This window comes from Salinicola sp. NYA28a (assembly GCF_976982775.1).
Window position 1 is genome coordinate 1,903,660 of sequence record NZ_OZ334582.1, and the last position, 19,084, is coordinate 1,922,743.

A 19,084-nucleotide genomic window follows, 5' to 3' on the forward strand; every position below is an offset into this window, starting at 1 on the left:
CCATGGAAATGTTCGATCTTTCACTATTTTGGGCCGTCATCATCGCTTTCGGCATCATCATGTATGTGTTGATGGATGGGTTCGACCTGGGCTTGGGCATCCTGTTTCCGTTTGCGCCCGACGAGGATGCCCGCGACGTGATGATGAATTCCGTCGCGCCGGTGTGGGATGGCAATGAAACCTGGCTGGTACTCGGGGGCACCGGACTCATCGCGGCCTTCCCGCTGGTCTACACCATCTTGTTGCCGGCGCTTTATCTGGGCGTCTTCCTGATGCTGGCCGGCCTGATCTTCCGCGGGGTGGCGTTCGAATTCCGCTTCAAGTCCAAGCGCACGCGCGGCTGGTGGAATGCCGCGTTCGCCGGTGGCTCCTTCGTTGCAGCGTTCGCGCAGGGCTGCGTGGTGGGTGCCTATATCCAGGGTTTCGAAACCGCCGATCGTGTCTACACCGGTGGGGCGTTCGACTGGCTGACCCCGTTCTCCATCCTGACCGGTCTCGGGCTGGTGGTCGGCTATACCCTGCTGGGCGCGACCTGGCTGGTGCTGAAGTCGGAAGGGCACGTTCGCGAATGGGCGCGAGGTCTGATTCCCAAGCTGCTGATCGGCGTGCTGGTGGTATTCGTCATCGTCAGCCTGTGGACCCCGTGGATCGATCCGGGCGTGTTCGATCGCTGGTTCGACCACATGCAGGTGATCTGGCTGCTGCCGTTCGCGGCGCTGCTGTGCGCCGTGGGCATCTATGTGGCGACTCGTCGCCGGCGTGAAGGTCTGGCCTTCCTGCTGACACTGGGCCTGTTCATCTTCACCTACCTGGGACTGCTGGTCAGCCGCTGGCCTTACGTGATTCCGCCGGACTACACGCTTTGGGACGCCGCCTCGGCGCCGGAATCCCAGTTCTTCATCCTGATCGGCGTGCTGTTCGTGGTACCGATCGTGCTGACCTACACCGCGTGGTCCTACTGGGTCTTCCGCGGCAAGGTCCGCGTGGGTGAGGGCTACCATTGAGTGCCGCGAGGCGAACCACGGGTCTATCATCCACGAACGCGCCACGCACGAACGCTTCGCCACGCATGAACGCTTCGCCACGTACGAGCGCTTCGAGAGCGTGGTTGAAGCAGCAAGCGGCCGGCGTCCGGCCCTGGTATCGAGGCGCCGTCGGCTGCGGCCTGCTGGCGGGCCTCGCCACCTTGATCCAGATGGGCGCACTGGCCTGGGTCGTCGACGATGTCGTCTCGAACCAGGCCACGCTGGGCGATGTCACCCTCGGCGTCGCGCTGATCGCGCTCGCCATCGGCGTCCGTGCCGTGGCGCAATGGGGGCAGGAGGTCTGCGGTCAGGCTTGCGGCCTGCGGGTCAAGCAGCAGGTGCGGGCGCGCCTGCTGGTGCGCCTGCAGCAGTTGGGCCCGGTGCGTCTGGCTTCCCGCCATAGCGCGGGGCTGGCCAGTCAACTGGTGGATCAGGTCGAGTCGCTGGAAGGCTATTATTCCCGCTTCCTGCCGCAGATGGTGTTGGCGGCGCTGATTCCGCTGGTCTATCTCGTCGTGGTGTTCTGGCTCAACTGGCTGGCGGCGATCTGGTTGCTGATCGCCGCCCCCTTGATTCCGCTGTTCATGGCGCTGATCGGCATGGGCGCCCAGCGTCTCAACGAGGCGCAGTTCCAGGCGGTCACCCGGCTTTCCGGGCATTTTCTCGATCGGGTGCGGGGTATCGCGACCCTTCAGCTCTTCGGGCTCGCCGAGCGCAGCGTCGAAGAGGTCAGCGAGGTTGCCCACGACTATCGTCAGCGCAGCCTCAAGACGCTGCGGGTGGCGTTTCTGTCATCGGCGGTGCTCGAATTCTTCGCTGCCGTGTCGGTGGCCGTCGTGGCCATCTATATCGGTCTCGGCCTGCTCGGCTACATCCAGTACGGGCCGGCCGAGCAGCTCGATCTGTTCAGCGGGCTGTTTATCCTGCTGCTGGCGCCGGAGTTCTTCCAGCCGCTGCGCACGCTCTCCCAGCACTATCACGATCGCGCCTCCGCCCTGGGGGCCGCCGAAGGGCTGGTGGCACTGCTCGAACCGGATGCCGACGAAGCCGCACCTGCGGAAAGCACCCGGCCCGACGAGACGGCCAGTCGTGAGCTTGTCCCGGGTGCCGTCGAGCTCGTGAACGTTGAACTGCGCCATGCCGGACGCGAGCGAATTCTCGGGCCGTTGTCGCTGCGTGTCGATTCGGGCGAAGTGGTAGCGCTGATCGGTCCATCCGGCAGCGGCAAATCCAGTCTGCTGCAACTGATCGCCGGGTTCATCGCGCCGAGCGCGGGGGAGGTCGAGGTACGGCGCGATCCGGCCATCGCCTGGCTGGATCAGCGTCCGCTGATCATCCAGGGCACGCTGGCCGAAAATCTGCGGCTGGTCGCGCCCGATGCCAGTGACGAGGCATTGCGCAGCGCCTTGACGCAGGCCGGGCTGGGCCAGTGGTTGGCATCGGCACCAAGCGGGCTCGAGACGCCGCTGGGCGAACGCGGTGTCGGGCTTTCCGGTGGCGAAGGGCAGCGGCTGGCGCTGGCCCGGGTGTTTCTCTCCCCGGCCAGGCTGGTGCTGCTGGACGAGCCGACGGCGGCGCTGGACCCGGAAACCGAACAGCACGTGATCGCGGGGCTGACGCAACTGGCGGCGAGCGGGCGGACCCTGATCGTCGCCACCCACCATCCGGCGATCATGGCGATGGCCGGTCGGGTCTTCGCGATCGAACAAGGCCGGTTGTCACGGATCGAGCGCTCGGCCGATGCGCGGGAGACGAACTCATGAAAGCACTGCTATCTCTGCGACCCTGGCTCGGCGTCCTGGCCGAGCGGCGCGGGCGCTTGCTGCTGGGGGCGCTGCTGATGCTCGCCACGCTGCTCAGCGCATTGGGACTGCTGTCGCTCTCCGGCTGGTTCATTACCGCCACGGCAATCGCGGCGGTTAGCGCCTCGGGCTATCTGGACGTGTTCACGCCGGGGGGCGGGATTCGATTCTTCGCCGTCTCGCGCACGGTCAGTCGCTATCTGGAGCGGCTCTACAATCACGATACGATATTGCGGCTGCTGGCCGATCTGCGCGGGCGCGTGTTCGCGAGGCTGGTCACCCTGGATGCGCGCACGCTGGCACGGGCACGCGCTTCCCAGTGGCTCAACCGGCTGACGGCGGATATCGACACCCTCGACAACCTCTACCTGCGCCTGCTGGCGCCGCCGCTGGTCGCGCTGCTCAGCATCCTGGCGTTCGCGGCCTTCGCGGCGGCGTTTCTGCCCATCGCGGGGGTCGTCCTGCTCGCCATTCTGTTGCCGCTGGGGCTGGTCGCCACCGCCGGCTGCGCCTGGTGGGGCTGGCGAGCCAGCCATCGCCGGGTCGATCGTCAGGAGCGGCTGCGTGTCCGCGCGATCGAGCAGGTCGAAGGACTGGCGGAACTGACCAGCTACCGCGCACTGGATGCCCACCGCGCGCTCTGGCATCGCGAAGAACGGGCGCTGCTCGACGATCAGCGCCGACTCGGCCAGCGCACGGCAACGGGCAATCTTGTCGTCACCGTGGGAATCCAACTGGCCACGCTGGCCGTGCTGCTGCTGGGGCTCGAAGCCTTTCGTAGCGGGCAGGTGAGCGGTCCGGTCATGGTGATGCTTGCGCTGGGGACGCTCGCGGTGAGCGAAGGCCTGGGCAACCTGCCGATGGCCTTCACGCAACTGGGCGCAACGGTGCGGGCGGCGGAGCGGCTCAACGCCCAGGCCGAACTGAAGACGCCGCTGACCGGAGAGCGCTTGACCACGGGCGGCGCGGCGCCGTCGCTGAGCTATCGAAACGTCGAGGTCGCCCACGGAGCGCGAGTCGTGTTCAGCGGCCTGAATCTTTCCCTCGACCCCGGCCAGCGTATCGGCATCATCGGCGCCTCGGGGATCGGCAAGTCGACGCTGGCGCAACTGGCCGTGCGCGCCTTCGACCCACAGGGCGGACGTGTCGAATTCGATCATCAGGATATTGCCGGGCTCGCCCCCGATTCGCTGAGAGCCAGAATCGGTTACCTCACCCAGCGCAGCGAACTGTTCCACGACACCCTGGCCGCCAACCTGCGCATGGGCGATCCGGATGCCAGCGACGCGCAGCTGTGGGATGCGCTCGAGCGCGTCGAGCTCAAGGCCTGGGCGGAGGCGCTGCCGGAAGGGCTGGAAACCTGGGTCGGCGAGCAGGGGCGCCAGCTTTCCGGCGGTCAGGCGCGCCGGGTCGCACTGGCGCGGGTGATGTTGCGCGATTCGCCGCTGGTGATCCTGGACGAGCCCTTGAGCGGCCTGGACGCCGCCACCGCGGCGTCGCTCGCGACGGCACTGGACGCCTGGCTGGCCGGACGCACGGCGCTATTGCTGGGGCACGACGAAGCGGCACTGCCCCGCTGCGACCGCTACTGGCGGCTGGTGCCGGGCAAGCAGGGCACACAGCTCCTCGGTTAGCAGCGGCTTTTCGACGACCGAAACCTGCGTGTTTTGGCGTTTACAGCAAGAATTCCGGAGCCGGTCCCGCCGGCTTCCGGCCTTCGAGCGGATCGATGAGCTGCGAGAAAGTGCTTGCCAGTTCTCGGGGCCAGATAGTCCGCAAAGCTTGGATTGCGCAAGGTCCGGTCGAGCGTATCGGCTGGCAGGAATCGCTGCATTTCCTGCTGGAACGCCGCTCCCTGAATGATCCCCGGGAGGCGTTCGATCAAGTCTTCTGCCTTGGCGACATAGTCCGTTATTCGGTAGTCGAACAGTTTCTTCTGGACCAGGGTAGCGTCTGGCTGCGCACCTTGCTGTTTCAGCCATTGCAGGTCCCAGATATCGCGGTTACGGACGTAGCGCCGGGTATTGACCAGCGATACCAGTTTGTCGGCCATCACCTCGTCCATTGTCTCGGTGAGGACCAGCAGATCTGCATAGCCGTCAGGCAGGAACGGGTAGTGTAGCTGCAAGCCCCGTGCCTGCCGCGTGTAGGCAGGGATGTTGGCGATCTCCAGCTTGATTTTCTGCTTGGCCAGGTCACGACGGGCTGGTGCGGTAGTGACGGCCACCTGCCATTTGTCGACTTTCACTTCGGCATAGCGGGGATCTTCGCGGAGGGTTTTCGGTTGCTTGACGGTCACTCCCAATTGGGTAAGCGGATTAAATGGTTGATCTTACCTTTGCATGAGAGTGAGACAGACCGGCATCTCATCGGATTATCTGGTTGATGCTTCACCTACTGCTGGTGCATGTTTCCTTCGCTAATTCCAGCAAGAACCCCACACGCCTCAACTTCCCGGTCATCGTTGCAACTCGCTCTCAGTGAAACGAGTTGTTTCTCAAGCGCTTGCAGAGCGGTTATCTGCGACCGCACATGAGAGATGTGATCATCGAGCAAGGCGTTGACGGCGGTACAAGGCTGATGAGGGGCGTCCTGATAGCTCTGTAGTTCGTGAATCTCAGCCAGTGACAGGCCCAGGATTCTGCAGCGACGGATGAAGGCCAGCCCCTCACCATGCTTCTCGGTATAGACACGGTAACCGTTGTCCTGCCGATCAGGCGGCGGCAACAAGCCCTGCTGTTCATAGAAGCGGATCGTCTGTGTTTCGACCCCTACCAACTGCGCCAACTGACCAATGCGCATCAGCCTCCTCCCCAACGGATTCTTTACTCTATTGACCTTATAGTAGCTTTATAGTTTTAAATGGTACCACAACATTGTTCAAGTGGAGTCGTATCATGAGCAAATCCTGTGGTGGCGCCTGTGGCGGTGATGCAACGTCCGCAGCGGATACCGATATACAGGCCTCCTCCGAGGCGCCAGGGAGATGGGTCAGTGTTTATGCCGTGCCGAAGATGGACTGTCCATCAGAAGAACGAATGATTCGCCTAGCCCTGAACGGCTTTGAGGAGATTCGGGCGCTGTCCTTCGACTTGTCGAACCGCCGGCTGAAGGTCGTGCATGACGGCGAGGTCGAGCCCGTCACCTCGAAACTGAAGACCTTGGGGCTAGGCGCCTCGCTTCAGGAAACCGTCGCTGCAAATCCGGAGACCATCAAGGCCGCCGAGTTTTCGGCAGCTTCTGCTAAGCAAGAATCCGGGACCCTGCGCTGGTTGCTCGGCATCAATGCACTTCTGTTCGTGGTGGAAATGACTGCCGGTCTGATCGCCCAGTCCACCGGCCTGATTGGAGAGTCCCTGGACAATTTTGCCGATGCGGCGGTGTACGGGCTTGCCCTTTATGCGGTTGGACTTAGCGTGAAAATGCAGGTACGTGCCGCGCATCTTGCTGGTGTACTGCAACTGATCTTGGCTGTGGGCGCGCTCGTAGAGGTGGTGAGACGCTTTGTATTCGGTAGTGAGCCTGAATCGCTGGTGATGATGGCTATCGCATTCGTCGCATTGATTGCCAATACCAGTTGTCTGCTGCTCATATCCAAACATCGGGAGGGCGGGGCGCACATGAAGGCAAGCTGGATATTCTCGGCCAACGACGTGGTGATCAACCTGGGGGTCATCACCGCCGGCGCCCTGGTCGTGTGGACCGGTTCCAATTATCCGGATCTAATTATCGGCACCATCGCGGGGCTCGTCGTGCTTAACGGTGCCAGGCGCATTCTGGCGCTCAAGGGTTAAATAATGCTCATTATTGGCAAAAAGCTCTCGCCGTACGCCCTGTTGTCCATATCGGGCCTGCTGGCAACGTCTGATCAAGCTGTAAAGTGGCTGGTGCAGCAATCAATGGCCTATGGCGAGTATGTTTCGGTGACCCCGTTCTTTAACTGGGTGCACCTAAGGAACACCGGTGCCGCATTCAGTCTTTTTGCGAATGGTGGAGGCTGGCAGCGCTACTTTTTTATCGGGATCGCGGTGGCGGTCTCGATTTTTCTGATCAAGCTGATCCTTGAAAATCGTCATAAAGGAGAAGCCATCGCTTACAGTCTTATCCTCGGTGGCGCCATGGGCAACCTGATTGACCGGGTCTTTCGCGGCTATGTTGTGGATTCCTTTGATTTCTATTGGCGAGACTGGCATTGGCCGGCCTTCAACCTGGCTGATATTGCAATTGTCCTCGGTGCCTTACTTTTCGTTTCCAGCAGCTTGTTGGGTAAAAAAGCAAACACCAATGCCGAGTCGGATGGATCTGACTGACACCTACGCCTATACAACACCATGACCGAACTTCCCGACAACATCCTTCACCTGCCGCAATACCAAGTACTGGGCTGCAAAACCACCGACGACGAAATGCACTTCCAGGTGGACGTGCCCGATCCCATCGCCTGCGAGGAATGCGGCGTGCAGGGTGAGTTCGTACGGTTCGGCAAGCGTGACGTTCCCTATCGTGATCTGCCCATCCACGGCAAGCGGGTCACTCTCTGGGTGGTCCGCCGCCGATACACCTGCCGGGCCTGCAAGACAACATTCAGGCCCCAGCTACCGGAGATGGTGGACGGATTCCGTATGACACTGCGGCTGCATGAGTACGTGGAGAAGGAATCCTTCAACCACCCCTACACCTTTGTGGCGGCACAGACCGGCCTGGACGAGAAGACGGTGCGCGACATCTTCAACGCCCGCGCCGAGTTCCTGGGGCGCTGGCACCGCTTCGAGACGCCCCGCATCCTGGGCATTGACGAGCTATACCTGAACAAGCGCTACCGCTGCATTCTGACCAACATTGAGGAGCGAACCCTGCTCGACCTGCTGGCCACCCGCCGCCAGGACGTGGTGACCAACTACCTGATGAAGCTGAAAGACCGGCAGAAGGTCGAGATCGTCAGCATGGACATGTGGAACCCCTACCGGGCAGCGGTCAAGGCTGTGCTGCCCCAGGCCCGTATCGTGGTCGATAAGTTCCATGTGGTGCGCATGGCCAACGATGCCCTAGAGAGAGTGCGCAAGGGCCTCAGAAAGGAGCTGAAACCGTCCCAGAGCCGGACTCTCAAGGGAGACCGGAAAATCCTGCTGAAACGCGCTCACGAAGTCTCAGACCGGGAGCGCCTCATCATGGAGACCTGGACAGGCGCGTTCCCGCAACTGCTGGCCGCCTACGAGCACAAGGAGCGCTTCTACGGCATCTGGGACGCCACCACACGGCTCCAGGCAGAAGCCGCCCTGGACGAGTGGATAGCCACCATCCCGAAGGGCCAAAAGGAAGTCTGGAGCGATCTGGTCAGGGCAGTGGGAAACTGGCGCGAAGAGACCATGACCTACTTCGAGACGGACATGCCCGTCACCAACGCTTACACGGAGTCCATCAACCGACTGGCCAAGGACAAGAACCGTGAAGGGCGCGGTTACTCCTTCGAGGTGATGCGGGCACGAATGCTCTACACCACGAAGCACAAGAAGAAGGCACCGACTGCGAAGGTCTCTCCTTTCTACAAGAAAACCATCGGTTACGGACTGCCGGACTTCGCAGAGGAACTCAACTACGGAGTCGATCTATCAACCATCTGAGGGTGGTATCAGATTGATGGGGTGAAGGTGCCCCATCAACCATTAAATCCGTATACCCCCAATTGATAGCGTTGGCTGACGTAATCCTCGATGCATGTTTTGATGCGCGAGACGTCCCGGCTGTTGAATGCCGTCCCGCCCACGAAGTCGAGATATTCGCTGAATCGCGGAGCGCCATAGCAAAGTCTCAACGAGGTCCCGCCTTGAAATGTCAGTCCTTCGAGTAACCGCTCGCGGTCGAGCGCGAACAGAATATCGAAATGGAGCAGCTCCTTTTCGACGACCGGCCGCATTGCACGACGCGCGGGATCTTCCATGGCCAAGTCGACAAGCGCGGCAAAATCCGCAGGTTCGATGCGCTTCATGACATATCTTGCTCCCTGTCGAGCGACTGATGCTCATCGGGCACCAGCGCTGCGGTATCTACCAGATGGGTATTGCGACCGACGCGTTTGAGGTCGGCCCAGGCCGCCTCCGGCGTCGCAACTTTCAACGGACGTCCGACATCTCGCATCCGCTGCAGCAATTCCTGTACCGGGCGCTTGGTATGAGTGAATTCGAGCGTTCCGTAAGGCGTCCGATAGAGGCCTTTTCGCCCGGTAGTCATGATCGTCAGCCGGTCGACCGGTATCTGCGATATCGCACCATAAGCCGATAAAGCCGACTCCAGGCTCACGTAGCTGTACTCGCCACGTCGCATGGTTTTGGCGATTTCCTCGAGCCGATCGGCTTTTGTCCGCCTTGATCGAGCATAAACGTAGATGCCCCTGTGGACGCCTTCGAGTACGCCGAATCGGCGTAACCGACCGATACTCTCCTGCAATGTCTTGGGGCTATCCTCGGGGAATACCTTGGCCAGACCGGCTAGCGTGTAGACACATCGCCCTTGTCGATCCCAGCGATCCAGTCGATCACGGGCGGTATTGAGGTTCATAAGTGAACACCAAATCTGGTTTTGTATAGATTATGCGTCCACTTACCTCTTAGCAATGCTTTAAAACGTAGACATTTTGCCAATAGTGTCGACATTGCGAATGGCGCTATCGTGGTGGCTTCTCACGAACGGCATCGACGGTGCCAGGAGCCAAAGACATGTCCGCCTTCCAATGGGACGACCCTTTCCTGTTCGGCCAGCAGCTCAGCGACGAAGAGCGCCAGATTCAGCAGCTGGCACGCGACTACTGTCAGGAGCGCCTGCAGCCACGCGTGCTCGAGGCTTTCGAGAAGGATCACTTCGACCGCGAGATCCTGCGCGAGATGGGCGGGCTGGGCCTGCTGGGCGCGACGGTGGCCGAGAGCTATGGCGGCGCCGGCGCCAATCACGTCGCTTACGGGTTGATCGCCCGAGAGGTCGAGCGGGTCGACTCCGGCTACCGTTCCGCCATGAGCGTGCAATCCTCGCTGGTGATGTATCCGATCGAGGCCTACGGCACCGAGGCGCAGAAGCAGCGCTACCTGCCCGAGCTGGCCAGCGGCGAAATGGTGGGCTGCTTCGGCCTGACCGAGCCCAACGCGGGCTCCGACCCCGGCAGCATGCAGACCCGGGCGAAGAAGGTCGAAGGCGGCTACCGCCTCAGCGGCCAGAAGATGTGGATCACCAATAGTCCGATCGCCGATATCGCCGTGGTCTGGGCCAAATCCGATGCCCACGAGGGCAAGATCAAGGGCTTCGTGGTCGAACGCGGTGCCGAGGGCTTCTCGACGCCGACCATTCACGCCAAGGCGTCGCTGCGCGCCTCGGTGACCGGCGAGATCGTGCTGGATGACGTCTTCGTGCCGGAAGAGGCGCTGTTGCCCGGCGCCTCCGGGCTCGGCGGGCCGTTCGGGTGTCTCAACAAGGCCCGCTACGGCATCAGCTGGGGCACCATGGGCGCGGCGGAATTCTGCTGGCACGCTGCCCGTCAGTACACGCTGGATCGCCAGCAGTTCGGGCGTCCGCTGGCAGCGACTCAGCTGGTCCAGCTCAAGCTGGCGGACATGCAGACCGAAATCGCCCTGGGGCTGCAGGCCTGTCTGCGAGTCGGCCGTCTGCTGGACGATGGCCAGGCCACGCCGGAGATGATCTCGCTGATCAAGCGCAATCACTGTGGCAAGGCGCTCGATATCGCCCGCGTCGCGCGGGACATGCACGGCGGCAACGGCATCTCGCTGGAGTTCGGCGTGATCCGCCACATGATCAACCTGGAGACGGTCAATACCTACGAGGGCACGCATGATGTCCACGCTCTGATCCTGGGCCGCGCCCAGACCGGCATCCAGGCGTTCGGGTGAGCGCGATGAGCGACGTCACCCAGCCGCTGGCCGGGCTCAAGGTGCTGGATCTCTCGCGGGTGCTGGCCGGCCCGTGGTGTACGCAGCAACTGGCGGATCTCGGCGCCGAAGTGGTCAAGATCGAAAGGCCAGGGCAGGGCGACGATACCCGCGCCTGGGGGCCGCCGTGGCTGGAAGATGCGGAGACGGAATCGATGGCGGGTTCGGGGCAGGAGACCAGAGCCTCCGCCTATTTTCTCAGCGCCAATCGCGGCAAGCGCTCGGTCGCCATCGATCTTTCGACGACCGAGGGGCAGGAGCTGGTCCGCCGGCTGGCAACGAAGGCCGACGTGGTGATCGAGAACTTCAAGGTCGGCGGGCTGGCCGCCTACGGGCTCGATTACGTCAGCCTCAAAAGGCTCAAGCCGGAGCTGGTCTACTGCTCGATCACCGGCTTCGGCCAGGACGGGCCCTACGCCGGCCGCGCCGGTTACGACTTCCTGATCCAGGGCATGGGCGGGTTGATGAGCCTGACCGGCGAACCCGACGACCGTGGCGGCGAACCGATAAAGGTGGGCGTCGCGATCACCGATATCTTCACCGGGCTCTACGCCGCCAACGCGATTCTCGCGGCGCTGCGCCGACGGGATGCCAGCGGCGAGGGCGGTTATATCGACATGGCGTTGCTGGACGTTCAGGTCGGCGTGCTCGCCAACCAGGCGCTCAACTATCTGACCGGCGGGCAGACGCCGCAGCGCATGGGCAACGCGCATCCGAACATCGTGCCGTATCAGGCCTTCGCCGCGTCGGATGGTCACCTCATTGTCACCGTGGGCAACGACACCCAGTTCCGGCATCTCTGCGAGGCGCTGGGCGAGAGCGAATGGGCGACGGACCCGCGCTTTGCCACCAACGCCCAGCGGGTCGCCCACCGGGAGCTTCTCGTCGCGCGCTTGAGCGAACGCCTGATCGCCAGGCCGAGGGACGAATGGCTTGCGCTGCTGGAAGTCCACGGCGTGCCTTGCGGCCCTATCAACACGCTGGATCAGGTGTTCGACGATCCGCAGGTACGCCACCGGGAGATGGTGGTGGAGCGCACCATGAGCGACGGCCACCGTGCGCGGCTGGTCGCCAACCCGATCACGCTGGATGGTCAGCGGATGGCCTCGTCCCTGTCACCGCCGCGCCTGGGTGAGCACACCGAGAGCGTGCTGAGCGATTGGCTGGCGCTGGACGCCGAAGCGGTCGCGGCGTTGCGTCTGGAAGGCGCGATTCCCTGAGCGGGGAAGAGCTCAAAAGCTCGGGGCGTTGAAACCAGAGACGCTTAAACCCAGCCCTGTTCCTGCAACCGCTCCCGGATGATCGGCACCGGCGTCATCAGGTGTTCCCGCATCAGCAAACTGGCGGCGGAGGCATCGCGGGCCAGAATCGTATCGAGCAGCGCCTGGTGTTCGCGCTGCTTCTCGGCGAGCGCCTGCTCGGAAAAGACGGTCTGGCGCAGCCACAGGTGGCGATAACGCTGGGCCTGATCGAACAGCGCCGCGCGGGACTGCAGCAGCGGCAGGCAGCCGCAGCCGGCCACCATCGCATCGTGCAGTGCCTGGTGGCGCGTATCCCAGCGTTCGAGCATCTCGTCGGCGTCCTGTACCCGGGTGACCTTGGCCAGAGTATGGGTGCGTGCCAGCACCGTCGCTTCCCATTCGTCGTCGCCGCGTTCGATGGCGAGCCGAATCAGCAACCCTTCCAGCTCCGCCCGCGCGTCGTAGATCGCTTCCAGCTCGGCGATCGACATCGGCGCCACTCGATAACCCCGCTGGCTGATACCCGTGACCAGGCGCTCGCCGATCAATCGGGTCAGCGCTTCGCGCAAGGGGCCGACCCCGGTGTCGTAGCGGGCCTTGAGCCGGCTCATCAGCAGCTTTTCCTGCGGCGCGTAGAAGCCACGAATGATGTCCGCCTTCAGGCGATGATAGACATCGAGCGCGGTGGGAGAACGGTCGGAAATCGCGGTCATGTCTCGGGCCATGTCGGAATCGATGGGTGTGTCATTCAGCGTCTGTCGATATTGAATAAAAATATCGACGCCCGTGTCGAGCCAAAAGGTACTCGACGAGAGACGCATTGTGATGGGCCTGACCGGCGACCAGACTGGCAAGGAAGACTTCGACGCTGCCAGGACTGGGCGCATGGTTCGTCGTGAGAGACGTTCGCGGCGAAGCGCCGTTCTCGATCACGAGATAGGCCCGATCAAGGCACGTTCGTGATGAAGCGTTCGTGATGAAGCGTTTGCGATGAAGCGTTTGCGATAGAGAGAGAGATCCGTCATGCCGCTGACCACACCGCACCAGATCGAGCAGCACATCGCCAGGATCATGGCGTTCTATCACCCTCGCTGTATCGACCCTCAGGCAGGATTCCATCACTATCTCACCGACGACGGGCATCTCTACAACCGCCACCATCGGCATCTCGTTTCCAGCGCCGGCTACGTGATCCTCTATGCCCGCTACGCCATGCAGACGGGCGACCCGGAATACCTGGCGTGGGCGCGGCACGGGCTGAAGTTTCTGGAAGAAAGCCATTACCAGACCCGAACCCAGGGCTACGCCTGGACGCTGGACAACGGCAAGCCCGACGACACCACCCAGCACTGCTACGGGCTGGCCTCGGTCATGCTGGCCTACGCTACGGCCCTGAAGGCAGGGATCACCGAAGCCCGAGCCGGACTCGACCGCGTGCATGCATTACAGACCCGGCGCTTTTTCGAGCCCCATCGGCAGTTGTACGCCGCCGAAGCGGACGACCATTGGCAACTGACCGGCTACCGGGGCCAGAGCGCCAACCTGCGCAGCTGCGAAGCGTTGATCGGCGCCTTCGACGCGACCGGCGACGCTGCCTTTCTGGATCGCGCACTGACCATCTCGCGGACCCTATGGCACAAGCTCGCGCCGGTGGGCGATGGCTGGCTCTGGGAGCATTACGACCGCGATTGGCACCCTGATTTCGATTACCACCGCGACCAGCCCGACGACCTGTTTCGCCCCTGGGGGTTCCAGATCGGGCATCAGACCACCTGGGCCAGGCTGATGGTAGTGCTTTCGCGCCATTGCCCGAGGGAGAGCTGGTTGATTCCCACGGCCAAGCGTCTGTTCATCGAAGCGGTCGAGAAGGGGTGGGATGCCCGATACGGCGGGCTCGTCTACGGCGTGGATTTCAACCGCCAGTTTCTCAATCGCGACAAGGTGTACTGGGTGCAGGCCGAAAGCCTCGTCGCCGCGGCGATGCTGGGCGACCTGACGGGCGAAGCCCGCTACTGGCGCTGGTACGACAAGATCGCCAATTACTGCTGGCAGCATATGATCGATCACGAGCACGGCGCCTGGTATCGGATCCTGACGCCGGACAACCGTTGCTATTCCAGAGAGAAGAGCCCGGCCCCCAAGACCGACTGCCAGACTCTCGGCGCCTGTTGCGACATTCTGCCGATCATGCGGCGCCAGCACGGCGAGCGGCAGGCAGCGTCACCGGCCTGAGGCTTCGGGGGCTGTCTCGGTCGACGACGCTTTCGACGCCAGCAGAGCGGCCCGTTCATCGTCGAGCCGATGGCGGATGTTGGTCCAGGCCGAAAAGGTGCTGAGGTAGGACTCCCCGGTCAGATGCTCCAGGAAATCGCTCTTGCTGAGTCGATCCATGACCGGCCCTTTCACCTCCGCCAGATGCAGCGTGACCTGCGAGTCCTTCAGGCGGGCATTGATCGCCTCCAGGCTTCCCAGCGCCGAGGCGTCGATCAGGTTCACCGCCGAGCAGATCAGCACCAGATGCTTCAGGTTGGCGCGATCGGCCAGCAGGCCGTAGACGGTATCCTCGAGATAGCGGGCGTTGGCGAAGTAGAGGCTTTCGTCGATGCGCAGCAGGGCGATCTCATCGTCGACTTCCGCCTCGTGGCGCTGGATGTTGCGGAAATGCTCCGTGCCCGGCAGGCGGCCGACTTCCGCCGTGTGGGGCCGGCTGGTGCGATAGAGATAGAGCGCCAGCGACACGCCGACGCCGGCCATGACACCGGCTTCCACGCCCTCGACGAATGTCAGCACGATCGTGATCAGCATCGCGGCGAAGTCGCTGCGGGAATAGTGCCAGGTCCGCTTCAGGCCGGGCAGGTCGACCAGCGTCATCGCCGAAACGATGATGCTGGCCGCGAGAGTCGCGATAGGCAGATAGGCGATCAGCGAGGTCAAAAACAGGATCACCAACCCGACGCCCAGCGCCGCGAATGCCCCCGCGGCCGGCGTGCGGGCGCCCGAATCGAAGTTGATCACCGTGCGCGACAGGCTGCCCGTCACCGGCATGCCGGAGGTGAAGGCCGCCGCGAGGTTGGCGGTGCCGAGGCCCACCAGCTCCTGATCCGGCGAGATGCGCTCGCGCCGGCGCGCCGCCAGCATCTGCGCCAGCGAGACCGACTCGATGAACCCCACCACGCTGATCAGGAACGCAGGCAGCAGCAGGTCGCGCAGCAGGCCCGGATCGAACGATGGCAGGCTCAGCGGCGGCAGGTGAGCGGGGATATGGCCGACCACATCCACCCCGAGCGCCGGCAGGTCCAGCGACCAGGAAACCAGCGTCGTGATCGCGACCGCCATGACCGGCCCCAGGCGCACGATGAACGTCGCGACGCCGGCCCGCAGCCCCATCTTCCGCAACACCGGGCCGGCGCGGCGCATGAGCAGCAAGAACACCAGCGCCGAGGCGCCCAGTATCAGAGTCGGCCAATGGATGTCGCTCAGGTGGGTCAGCAGATGGGCCAGTTGATCGATCAACGTGAAGCCCGAACCGCCGACGCCGATCAGGCTGGCGAACTGGCTGGCGGCAATCAGCACACCGGAAGCCGTGAGCAGGCCGGAAACCACCGGATGACTGAGGAAATTGGCGAAGAAGCCGAGCTTCAGCAGGCCCATGACGGCCAGAATCAGGCCCGACAGCATGGCCAGGGTCACGGCGGCCTGGCTGTAGGCGGCCGTACCGCTGGCGAACAGCGGCGAGAGGGCGGCGGCCGTCATCAACGAGACGATCGCCATCGGCCCGACGGCCAACGTCCGGCTGGTCCCGAAGATCGAGTAGAGAATCAGTGGCAGCATGCTGGCGTAGAGGCCGGTAATCGCCGGCAGCCCGGCGAGAATGGCATAGGCCAGCGCCTGAGGGATCACCATCAGCGTGACGATGAGGGATGCCACCAGATCCTCGTTGAGGAGATGGCGGTTGTAATAGGGCGCCCAACTGATAATCGGAAAATAACGTGCCAGACGAGCACGGAAATGGATCTGCTCTCGCGTATCGGTTCCCCTCAGTCGGCGCCAAAGGCTCATCGTGCTATGTAGCTCCCTTGCATAAGCTTATCGTTCGAAACGATAAATGGTGCGCCTCAAGGCTGGCGCATGCAAGCCGGACGCATGCAAGCTGGAAAGGGAAGCCGGCCGCCCGCGCTCCACGCACCGTCAAGCGGTCTGGATGGCCCGCGCCCGCTCATAGAGTTTCCTGGCGCTATCGATGGCAAGCGATACAGGCTCTTGGCGGGGTTGCCGTGTTTTCGAGAATCAGGCTGCATGGCTACGCAGTAGTGGCCATGCTCCTTGTTTAGAAGCTTCGAGTATGACGATTTCGACAATCGTGCCGTCCTCGGCATAGCTGACATGGGTATTCCAGTCCTGAGAACCTTCCTTGATGATTGGCTTCTCCGAGAGGTGAACTACCAGAATATCGTCCGCTTCATCATAAGTCGTACGCATGGCTAGCTTTCCCACTGAAAATGATGCATCACCGTTTTGACTACCAGCATCTCCTCAAGGATGACGGCAGCACAGATTAGATTATCCTGCCGCCCTGGGGCCTCCTTGGCAATCCATAACCGGATGTCATCTTTGTATCGCACTTGACCCGTTTCGAGAAGCTCACCCAGTAATGCCTCGTTAATGTTGCGCTGCGCCATTCGCTCGCGGGCGTGGCGAGTAACATGCACCCTAAGGCCAAAACGTGTACTGAACATGAGGCTCCTCTTTGCCGATATTGCTGACGATTATCAACATAACATGGGTAAGAACCCATCGCGGTATGGATTTGCAGGCCTCACGACGCGGACAGCGCTATGTCGAGGTGTTCCTCGACATGCAGCGCAAGCATGAGCCGGTGAACTGATCATGCCCGCCACCTCGAAGCGCTTCATCATCTCGTGGTATCGTCAATGACGGTATCGAGTTGCTGACATTCGCTTTGATTCAAAAGCCCTCCACGCCCCGTCAAGCGGTCTGGATGGCCCGCGCCCGCTCATAGAGTTTCCTGGCGCTATCGATGGCAAAGCGCTCATGTTGATCAAGTTCCAGCACCGGGCCGGTCAGGCTGCCGTCAGATTCGGCGATATTCCGGATTTCCTGAGCGTAGCGTTGCAGCAGATGTTCCAGGTTCATGTTGATCATCATGATTTCCAGCTCGAACTCCTGCTGTAGAAGCTGGTAGTGGCTGCGTTCGTCGTCATTGCCAGCCTTTGCAACTCTAACGCGAAGCGTATCGTTCACGAGATTTTGCGTCGCCTTGAGCTTGGGAATCAGGTCATGAACGATGTCTCGGGCGAATAGATTGCCGTCAGTGTTCAGTGTGGAGCAGTCTCGCGAAGTAGGCATACTTGAAATGGCCGTTTGGGTCAGGGTAGGTCTGGCGCTGCAAGATGAGCGCCGTATGCCAGCGAATATCGGTCTGTCCTGCGAGAACTTGAGCTTTGCACACGAATCGCGCATGAAGCGCTACACAGGCATCGAGACGCCAGCGCGACGGAAGCCTGGTCGGCGGGCGTTTAAAGAAGGGCGGCGCGGTCATGCCGAAGCGTCGAGCAGCCGTCCGCCGTTGTCGCTGGCAAAAGCCTCGGCAATCCGCAGCATCTCCTCCGCCGGAATCTGCCGGATCACTTCGCCGGTCTCCTTGTCTACCACCTTCGTGATGACACGGCTGTCGAACTCGCTCAGCTCGAAGCGCAGGCCGTATTGCCGCATGGCCTCGTTGAGCTCACTGACCTGATCGCCCAGCGGGCCACTGAAGATAGATAGTGGATCGTCATCCGGGGCAACATTGCCACGTTGGGACATCGGTTGCGGCATCTGCTCCGCGCTCTGGAGCAGGATGTCGAGCCGCTGCTGGGATGAGCCGTTCGATGACAGGTTCAGATGGAGTGTCGCCATATCGACGGTGTTAGGCATGACTATCTTCCTCGAAGGATCAAACCGGAATGTCGGAATACCGCGCTGATGCTACGAACGCCATACACGATGGCGCCGGCTTCCCTGATACCGGCCGCTGATGCGGACTACCCGTCGGGAAGCGACTTCGCCATCGTCAATCGCCTGCAAACCAGCACTATTGATACCTTCGAGCGTGCCGATGCAGGTTGTCATCACCCCTCGCGCGCCGGCGCAGAGAGGTTGAAGACACTGATTTCTAGAGTTATCGACAATGAAGAGGGATTCTAAAGTAAAGGAGGGAGCCTACGCTTTGTCTGAAAAATGCCTGCGCTCACCCATACGGCGTTAAAAATTGCCTCAAAATGCTCATTTATCTACATAAACTGGGACGCCAGCCCGGTCCTTTTTCGCCAATTCTGATTCGCTACGCTCACCCTTCGGGCCAGCCTCCGGCTGTTACTCCCTACGGTCGTTGCGCCTTGTCTGGCTATCGCTCGTCGATTTTTCAGACGAAGCTTAGTGCATATAAAAAGAAGGTAGGGTGACGAATCGGCAGGTGAGTCCTGTTGATTGGAATTGATATGATTTAATTAAAATTAAAGTTTTCCAATGCCGACGTGTCGGATTCGATGAGATCCAATGCCTCATAGGTATAACGCTTTTGAGCTTTCACCGCCCGGGTATAGAGCTCATGTAGCGCGTGATATTCACCCGGCAGCTGCTGGTCGAATTCCACAGTTTCGAATTTCGCCATCAGCGCCTTGGCATCGTCGATGAGCCGCTGCAGCTCTGCCAACACGAATTCGTAGTCTTCCACTGTCATTGAAGCTACCTGGAACGGTGAGTTTGACGTATGAGAACACACACAAGCGCCAGCCATTGGGCCGATTAAAGAAGCATTTTGCCGTCTGCTCGGAAGCCGAGAGCAGGAGGCAAAAGCCCTGGTGGTGAACCTGGTATTGTCTCGACTTGACTCCCCATTTTGGCAGAGCGAGGTGGATAGGCCATTCGAAGCGCGGCCCTGATTCTGCTGGGCCTTGAGGGAGAGAAGATTGGTATTGATGACCGCCATGACGAGAACTGGCTCCGGGAAAATAGAGTAATGTCAATATGTTATCGGTTGCATGGCGGCATTCTTTAGCCATGATTATTGCCTGATCGGTGTC

21 protein-coding genes are annotated in these 19,084 nt (G+C 61.6%); 10 read left to right on the plus strand and 11 right to left on the minus strand.

Features of this window, described 5'->3' with window-relative positions; genetic code table 11:
- Window positions 1-2: 2 nt before the first annotated feature.
- The 3 genes from cydB to cydC all read left to right on the plus strand — a co-directional run bounded on the left by cydB (window position 3) and on the right by cydC (window position 4,461).
- Window positions 3-1,004, plus strand: coding sequence for a cytochrome d ubiquinol oxidase subunit II (gene cydB / locus ACWHY3_RS08580; RefSeq protein WP_448128024.1), 1,002 nt, complete (start codon window positions 3-5; stop codon window positions 1,002-1,004).
- A gap of 104 nt (window positions 1,005-1,108) precedes the next feature.
- Window positions 1,109-2,788: a thiol reductant ABC exporter subunit CydD gene (gene cydD, locus ACWHY3_RS08585; protein ID WP_448128025.1), complete on the plus strand. Its 1,680-nt coding sequence runs from the start codon at window positions 1,109-1,111 to the stop codon at window positions 2,786-2,788.
- Window positions 2,785-4,461 (plus strand): thiol reductant ABC exporter subunit CydC, encoded by a 1,677-nt coding sequence (cydC, locus tag ACWHY3_RS08590; protein WP_448128026.1) that lies wholly within the window; start codon window positions 2,785-2,787, stop codon window positions 4,459-4,461. The genes cydD and cydC overlap by 4 nt, the downstream gene beginning before the upstream one ends.
- Here the strand turns inward: cydC and ACWHY3_RS08595 are convergent.
- Window positions 4,458-5,126 (minus strand): nucleotidyl transferase AbiEii/AbiGii toxin family protein, encoded by a 669-nt coding sequence (locus tag ACWHY3_RS08595; RefSeq protein WP_448128027.1) that lies wholly within the window; start codon window positions 5,124-5,126, stop codon window positions 4,458-4,460. The two genes, cydC and ACWHY3_RS08595, sit on opposite strands and share 4 nt — an antisense overlap.
- Before the next feature lie 95 nt (window positions 5,127-5,221).
- Window positions 5,222-5,629 (minus strand): Cd(II)/Pb(II)-responsive transcriptional regulator, encoded by a 408-nt coding sequence (gene cadR / locus ACWHY3_RS08600; RefSeq protein ID WP_029396360.1) that lies wholly within the window; start codon window positions 5,627-5,629, stop codon window positions 5,222-5,224.
- Window positions 5,630-5,724: 95 nt separating this feature from the next.
- On the opposite strand from cadR, the gene ACWHY3_RS08605 reads away from it, so the two are divergent.
- The 3 genes from ACWHY3_RS08605 to ACWHY3_RS08615 are packed head-to-tail and all read left to right on the plus strand — an operon-like array spanning window position 5,725 to window position 8,448.
- On the plus strand, window positions 5,725-6,621 hold the full coding sequence (locus ACWHY3_RS08605; RefSeq protein ID WP_448128028.1) for a cation transporter: 897 nt from the start codon (window positions 5,725-5,727) through the stop codon (window positions 6,619-6,621).
- A gap of 3 nt (window positions 6,622-6,624) precedes the next feature.
- Window positions 6,625-7,137: a signal peptidase II gene (gene lspA / locus ACWHY3_RS08610; protein WP_448128029.1), complete on the plus strand. Its 513-nt coding sequence runs from the start codon at window positions 6,625-6,627 to the stop codon at window positions 7,135-7,137.
- Between the two features lie 21 nt (window positions 7,138-7,158).
- A complete protein-coding gene (locus ACWHY3_RS08615; RefSeq protein WP_448128030.1) occupies window positions 7,159-8,448 on the plus strand; it encodes an ISL3-like element ISPpu12 family transposase in 1,290 nt (429 codons plus the stop codon).
- Window positions 8,449-8,483: 35 nt separating this feature from the next.
- Here ACWHY3_RS08615 and ACWHY3_RS08620 read toward each other — a convergent pair whose 3' ends face one another.
- Both ACWHY3_RS08620 and abiEi read right to left on the minus strand, forming a co-directional pair.
- On the minus strand, window positions 8,484-8,813 hold the full coding sequence (locus ACWHY3_RS08620) for a nucleotidyl transferase AbiEii/AbiGii toxin family protein (RefSeq protein ID WP_179208966.1): 330 nt from the start codon (window positions 8,811-8,813) through the stop codon (window positions 8,484-8,486).
- On the minus strand, window positions 8,810-9,382 hold the full coding sequence (gene abiEi, locus ACWHY3_RS08625) for a type IV toxin-antitoxin system AbiEi family antitoxin (RefSeq protein ID WP_087720957.1): 573 nt from the start codon (window positions 9,380-9,382) through the stop codon (window positions 8,810-8,812). Before abiEi ends, ACWHY3_RS08620 begins: the two co-directional genes overlap by 4 nt.
- 158 nt (window positions 9,383-9,540) lie before the next feature.
- On the opposite strand from abiEi, the gene ACWHY3_RS08630 reads away from it, so the two are divergent.
- Entirely contained in the window at window positions 9,541-10,719 is a 1,179-nt protein-coding gene (locus ACWHY3_RS08630; RefSeq protein WP_332779802.1) for an acyl-CoA dehydrogenase, read from the plus strand.
- A gap of 5 nt (window positions 10,720-10,724) precedes the next feature.
- Window positions 10,725-11,978 (plus strand): CaiB/BaiF CoA transferase family protein, encoded by a 1,254-nt coding sequence (locus ACWHY3_RS08635; protein ID WP_448128031.1) that lies wholly within the window; start codon window positions 10,725-10,727, stop codon window positions 11,976-11,978.
- Window positions 11,979-12,022: 44 nt separating this feature from the next.
- On the opposite strand, the gene csiR is transcribed toward ACWHY3_RS08635, so the two are convergent.
- Window positions 12,023-12,724: a DNA-binding transcriptional regulator CsiR gene (csiR, locus tag ACWHY3_RS08640; protein WP_448128032.1), complete on the minus strand. Its 702-nt coding sequence runs from the start codon at window positions 12,722-12,724 to the stop codon at window positions 12,023-12,025.
- 298 nt (window positions 12,725-13,022) lie between these two features.
- Here csiR and ACWHY3_RS08645 point away from each other — a divergent pair, with 298 nt between their 5' ends.
- The gene (locus ACWHY3_RS08645; RefSeq protein ID WP_448128033.1) at window positions 13,023-14,231 is read left to right on the plus strand and encodes an AGE family epimerase/isomerase; all 1,209 of its coding nucleotides are present in this window, start codon (window positions 13,023-13,025) and stop codon (window positions 14,229-14,231) included.
- Here ACWHY3_RS08645 and ACWHY3_RS08650 read toward each other — a convergent pair.
- The 5 genes from ACWHY3_RS08650 to ACWHY3_RS08670 form a co-directional block, all read right to left on the minus strand.
- Window positions 14,220-16,058 carry a SulP family inorganic anion transporter gene (locus tag ACWHY3_RS08650; RefSeq protein ID WP_448128034.1) on the minus strand — a complete coding sequence of 613 codons (1,839 nt, stop codon included), beginning with the start codon at window positions 16,056-16,058 and terminating at the stop codon, window positions 14,220-14,222. The genes ACWHY3_RS08645 and ACWHY3_RS08650 overlap by 12 nt on opposite strands.
- 228 nt (window positions 16,059-16,286) lie before the next feature.
- Entirely contained in the window at window positions 16,287-16,478 is a 192-nt protein-coding gene (locus tag ACWHY3_RS08655) for a DUF2283 domain-containing protein (protein ID WP_071230222.1), read from the minus strand.
- A gap of 2 nt (window positions 16,479-16,480) precedes the next feature.
- Entirely contained in the window at window positions 16,481-16,735 is a 255-nt protein-coding gene (locus tag ACWHY3_RS08660) for a DUF4258 domain-containing protein (RefSeq protein ID WP_083387165.1), read from the minus strand.
- A gap of 250 nt (window positions 16,736-16,985) precedes the next feature.
- On the minus strand, window positions 16,986-17,261 hold the full coding sequence (locus ACWHY3_RS08665; RefSeq protein ID WP_448128035.1) for a hypothetical protein: 276 nt from the start codon (window positions 17,259-17,261) through the stop codon (window positions 16,986-16,988).
- A 294-nt stretch (window positions 17,262-17,555) separates the two neighbouring features.
- Window positions 17,556-17,936 (minus strand): flagellar protein FlaG, encoded by a 381-nt coding sequence (locus ACWHY3_RS08670; RefSeq protein ID WP_247643197.1) that lies wholly within the window; start codon window positions 17,934-17,936, stop codon window positions 17,556-17,558.
- 69 nt (window positions 17,937-18,005) lie between these two features.
- Here ACWHY3_RS08670 and ACWHY3_RS08675 point away from each other — a divergent pair, with 69 nt between their 5' ends.
- Entirely contained in the window at window positions 18,006-18,206 is a 201-nt protein-coding gene (locus tag ACWHY3_RS08675) for a hypothetical protein (protein ID WP_448128036.1), read from the plus strand.
- 298 nt (window positions 18,207-18,504) lie between these two features.
- Here ACWHY3_RS08675 and ACWHY3_RS08680 read toward each other — a convergent pair whose 3' ends face one another.
- Window positions 18,505-18,990: a hypothetical protein gene (locus ACWHY3_RS08680; RefSeq protein WP_448128037.1), complete on the minus strand. Its 486-nt coding sequence runs from the start codon at window positions 18,988-18,990 to the stop codon at window positions 18,505-18,507.
- Window positions 18,991-19,084 lie beyond the last annotated feature (94 nt).